Here is a 5,172-nt window from a genome sequence, read left to right on the forward strand (position 1 = left end):
AATTTTTACTCCAGCTTTTTATTATCCCATGTTATTTATATTAAGGATAAGTCTAGTAAAATAAGCCAATGCTGAAGATATTATTGCATTAGCATTAAAACTGCTGGAAGAATGGGAAAAGGGTTATCAGGAGTGGAAAGAAGAAACCCGTGTTTTACTATTCGTCGTCTAAATAGTCGAAAATCTCAGATTTGTAATGAACAGTAATACTCAACCAAGAAAAATCTTGATTTTGGCGGCGAATCCAAGCGGTCTACGCTTGGATCAAGAAATTCGTGAAATTGAGGATGCTATCCAAAGGGCAATTAGACGAGATCATTTCCAAATCGTCACACGGCAGGCAGTACGCCCGAAGGATATCAGAAGATCGATTGCAGAAGAAAGACCGGAAATCGTCCATTTTTGCGGACACGGGACAGAAGATGGAAGCCTGATACTAGAAGACGATGGTGGGCAAAGGAAATTAGTAAAACCAGAGGGATTAGCAGCACTGTTCGAGTTGCACGCAGACTACGTGGACTGCGTACTGATAAACGCTTGCCACTCAGAGAAACCTGCTGAAGCAATTAGCCAGCATATAAATTATGTGATTGGTATGAATCAGGCAGTTAATGACAAAACAGCTATTAAATTTGCTGAAGGTTTTTATGATGCTCTAGGATATGATGCTCAAGACAATAAAGAAGAATTTCAAAGAGCTTTTAACGAAGGAATCGTTGCAATTAAATTAGAAGGTCTTCCTGGCGCTTCTATACCAGTTATCAAAAAAAACAAGGAGGAAATTATTAAAGCAGATCGGGAACTCATGGCACAAGTGAACCCGCAGAAGGCAGCGATGAGCAAGTACAACACGCAGATTCATGGGAACGTACAGGGCTTCATCCAGGGAGACAACGCGCAGGTGGAAATGACCTTTCGTGACAAACCCTAAAAGAAATAAACGGCTAATGGATAATCCAAAGTACGAGTCACATTTTTACGGTTCAGTCCAGGGGGTTGTCATTGGTGACAACCAAACAGTTACGTTTAACTTCCAAAATGGTGAGCAGCGTATCGTGCCATTTCTCGCCCCACCTCAAACGCGCTACGAGCTTGTGGGTCGCGATGAATTGCTGCGTGACCTGAAACAGCGGTTGTTTGCTGGTGGTAGCCTAGCTCTATCTGCTCTCAAAGGTCTACCCGGCGTAGGTAAGACGGCATTGGCTATCGAGTTGGCGTATGACCGCGAGGTGCTAAAGCATTTTCACGATGGTGTACTCTGGGCTGGTTTAGGTCGCCAACCAGATGTACTCTCCCATTTAGGTGCGTGGGCTATGGCACTGGACATTCCAAAGGGTGAGATCGCAAAGTTGACTAGTATTGAAAAGAGGGCAAAGGAGATTCAAAATGCTATTGGCACACGCCGGATGCTTCTGGTGTTAGACGATGCCTGGCAAATTGAAGCGGCAAAGGAGTTCAAGTTTGGTACTCCTAACTGTGCTTACCTAGTCACAACGCGCTTGCTTGAGGTTGCGCTGGAGTTTGCTAGCGAAAGGCCCACCCAGGTGCCTGAATTAAGCGAGGAAGATGGTCTAAAATTGCTGACGCGGCTGGCACCATCGGTAATAGAGGCCGAGCCAGACGAGGCAAAAGCGCTTGTAAAAACTGTCGGTGGACTGCCACTGGCACTTATCCTCATAGGGAAATATCTACAGAAAGAAACTCACGATAGGCAACCACGACGTTTGCAAAAAGCACTTGTTCGGCTAAGAGACACTGAGAATCGGTTGCGGCTAGAAGAGATACAAGGGACTCTGGAACGCCATCCTAGCCTGCCAGTTGGTACACCGTTGTCGTTGCTAGCAGCTATCGAGATCAGTTATGAAGCGTTAGATGATGTGTCAAGTCTTGCCCTCCGGTCACTGTCAGTCTTCCCACCTAAACCGAACACATTTTCAGAGGAAGCAGCGCAGGCAGTGTCTACTGTTCCTGATGAGACGCTATACAAATTGACAGACTATGGACTATTGGAGAGTAGTGGCCCTGAACGTTACATGCTACATCAGGTCATTTCTGATTACGCAAGAATGCAGCTAGGTGAAATGGAAAAAAGGGATGTCTTTCAACGCTACTTGAGGTATTTCGTTGAACTAGCAGAGATAATGGAATCCAAGTTACAGGAGGAGCCACAGAGGTTAGAAGGATTAGGTCAATTGGAAAAAGAATATGAAAATCTTCGTGCAGCACTGCGATGGTCGTTAGAGCGAAATCTAAATAATGAGGAAGCAGAGATGGCACTTCGATTAGCATCTGCTTTGGAAGAATTCTGGTTATTACATGGTCAAGCTCAAGAGGGTTGCGATTGGCTGAAAAAATTGTTAGAGAAGAATAATATAGTTTCACAAACTTTACGGGCAAAGGCACTTCTGAGAATTGGTAACTTATATAGATTTCAAGATAAACACAACGAATCACAAGAGTATTATCAACAGAGTGGGGATTTGTACGGAAGTTTAGGAGAAAATGAGCAAAAAGCTTGGATACTGTTTTATCGGGGTCTTTCTGAAGCAGATTATGGGGAAGATTTGAAAGCGTTAAAACGTTATGAAGAAGCCTTGGAACTGTTCGATAACTCAAATAACCAAAAAGGTATTGCCTCTGTAAGTCATAATATTGGGCGCGTGAAGTTGAATCAAGGAGAATACGATGCAGCACGTGAATACACTGATAAGAGCCTAAGCATATATTGCGTCTATCGCAATTTCAAACAACTTACTCTAAAGGACGAAGAAGAGTATGCCTGGATACTTCATAACTCAGTAAGAATATATGTTTCTGCATACCCTCAAGAAGTTAATAAAGCAAAACAAGAAAACAATGAAGGATTTGTGTTGTTTTATAAACTTAAAAATGAACATGGCATCGCTTGGTCTTTCTTCAATCAGGCTATCCTGAAGTTGAATCAAGGGAAGAATAAGGCGGCGTATTTATTCTCTAAGAAAGCTTTGGCTCTATTTCGTAGGCTGAATAATATAGGTGGTGTCGCTTGGGCAAACCAAGTTCTGGGAAGAACTTACCTAAGAGAACGTCGTTACGAGAAATCTAGAGAATGTTATCAAGAAAAATTGAAAATTCAGCAAGATTTGAACAACTTGATAGGTATTTCCTACGCAATTGAAGGCTTTGCACGTTTGGCAGTTGAACAGGGAAAACCCACTCTTGCTATTCGCCTTTTCAGTAACGTCGAAGCTCTACGCGAGGGAATTAGCTATTCTCTGCCGCCTTCCGATTGCGCCGACTGTGAACAAAGTATAGCAAAAGCAAAAGCACAGATAGATGAGGATACTTTTGAAGCAGCATGGACAGTAGGACGGGAAATGTCTATAGAGCAAGCAATACAAGAGGCACATGGCGAGAGTAGATAATGGCATCACCGTGCCAAAACGGGAAAAGTCAGATCATTTAATCGCTTGATTGCTTGCTCATACTCTTCTTCATTGCGAATCGTGAGTAAAGGAGCGATCACACACCAATGGGTATTAATATCTGGGAGAAGTGTAGTTAATTTTTTCGATAAATTTTTGTCATATAATTAGCGTTATTTACGTTTCGTAATCAGCCAACCTAAACCCATAAATGCCAAGGTGGTAATAAGACTTAAAATTAAAGATGCCGAAAATGGATTTTTTGGTACTAGAGGTAGATTGATTTTGTTGATGTGTGTGGTGACAATTCCAGAAACTATAGCCCCACCACCAAAGCCTATACCTAATACTTGAATGATACTTTCTAAAGAGCGATCGCTCTTGTCTTGCTCTATTTCTACTATACCCCGAATTGTGTTGATCATCTGATCGAAAAGATTTTGCGCCGGCATCAGATAGCCTAAATCTACATCAATTTGTTCAACAAAAGTGGTTTCCGCTAGTCCCAAAAAGCTAGAAATAAATTCTAAATCATCTTCAGGAAGAGATATACTTTTTAGTTTATTCAGATATAAAGCCAAATTTTTACTATTAGTTTTAATTGTGTTTTTGTGAAACTGTAAGTCTCGTAAATAGCGACTGTAACTAAAAGATATTTTTGGGATTTCATTCAGCCATTGATTTAACTGCTGCAATTTAGCATTTGTTGGTAGATGTTTAAGCTGATTAAATGCCTTCAACTTATTTTCTAATTTACTAAAATCTTCCCTAGCTTGTTGATTACACCAAATCGCTTGTGACCGAGCATAAATAATTTTACTGCGACAATTGAGAATGTCAATTAATGGGTAATAGTAATCTCCTTTAGTCTCTAGTTCTGTAGTTGTGAAATAAATATTTAACCAAATTAAAATATGGCACTGTTCTTGAGGATAATCAGCATTATTGTTATATTCAAAAATTGGACTGCCTAATAACTTTCTCTGAGACTGACAATAAATTTGCAGTTTATTGACTGTTGCATCTAAAAGTAAATTAATGAGACAAGCATTAGCAAAGGCTTGATAATCTTGAATATTTCCTAGCGGTTCAGCAAAAAGGAGTAAAGTTTGTCCCAGGGAAGAATTAATATTTTTAGGAAGCAGATATTGATGAGGATTGAGTCCTGTTAAATCATCAATTTGTACTTCTGGTTCATGGTAACGGAAAGTTAAATCTAGAGCATAGGTGTCATGAATTTGTAGTGCATTAATTTCTCCTCTTAAATGGAGATGTGGTTTATGTCCAATTGCAGTAAAAGGTAAAATTCCCGTGAGATTGGCAGATGAATGATTTTGATTTTCGATGAAATCTGATAAGGTTTCTAATTTAGGGATGTCGATTTTTTTACCTAATTCTTGACATTTTAACCATAAATAATTATCATCATTAAGAGGATGTTTTAAAAGTAGGAAAGTGTTGTAAAAAAACTCACGCCCCACTTATCAAAGCCAGGGGCAAGAATCCGCATCTCTTCCCTGGCAGGCACGGACTGAACCACATCCACCAAGCCAGTGCCGACCGGCTGATGAGAGAAGCCCTGCAAAAGGTAGGGTTAGAAGAACGGGTGAGAATAGGCTCATAAATTTTCTGATAGAAATTTCGGCAATGAGTCAAAAAGCCAATAGAGATGCGCTGTTAACAATACTGCCACCATATCCTGTTTCAAGCATATCTAGAACACCGATTCAGTAATCGGGGGATAAAAGAAAATTCAGTTGAGCGTGAA

3 protein-coding genes and 1 pseudogene are annotated in these 5,172 nt (G+C 40.5%); 3 read left to right on the forward strand and 1 reads right to left on the reverse strand.

What is annotated here, in order from left to right; translation table 11 throughout:
• Nucleotides 1-67: 67 nt before the first annotated feature.
• The 3 genes and pseudogenes from RM049_RS39505 to RM049_RS39075 all read left to right on the forward strand — a co-directional run.
• Nucleotides 68-151, forward strand: a pseudogene (locus RM049_RS39505) (type II toxin-antitoxin system ParD family antitoxin); the annotation flags it as partial.
• Nucleotides 152-196: 45 nt separating this feature from the next.
• Nucleotides 197-931: a CHAT domain-containing protein gene (locus tag RM049_RS39070; protein WP_322708090.1), complete on the forward strand. Its 735-nt coding sequence runs from the start codon at nucleotides 197-199 to the stop codon at nucleotides 929-931.
• Nucleotides 932-947: 16 nt separating this feature from the next.
• The gene (locus RM049_RS39075; protein ID WP_322708091.1) at nucleotides 948-3,404 is read left to right on the forward strand and encodes an NB-ARC domain-containing protein; all 2,457 of its coding nucleotides are present in this window, start codon (nucleotides 948-950) and stop codon (nucleotides 3,402-3,404) included.
• 173 nt (nucleotides 3,405-3,577) lie between these two features.
• On the opposite strand, the gene RM049_RS39080 is transcribed toward RM049_RS39075, so the two are convergent.
• Nucleotides 3,578-4,885, reverse strand: a complete 1,308-nt coding sequence (locus RM049_RS39080) for a hypothetical protein (RefSeq protein ID WP_322708092.1) — start codon at nucleotides 4,883-4,885, stop codon at nucleotides 3,578-3,580.
• Between the last annotated feature and the right edge of the window lie 287 nt (nucleotides 4,886-5,172).

The sequence above is a fragment of the Nostoc sp. DedQUE04 genome (genome assembly GCF_034530995.1).
Taxonomy (GTDB): domain Bacteria; phylum Cyanobacteriota; class Cyanobacteriia; order Cyanobacteriales; family Nostocaceae; genus Nostoc.

Bases quoted from the DNA above. Each gene is read 5' to 3' on its own strand.
- RM049_RS39070 (WP_322708090.1), top strand. From the start codon at position 197: ATGAACAGTAATACTCAACCAAGAAAAATCTTGATTTTGGCGGCGAAT.
- RM049_RS39075 (WP_322708091.1), top strand. From the start codon at position 948: ATGGATAATCCAAAGTACGAGTCACATTTTTACGGTTCAGTCCAGGGG.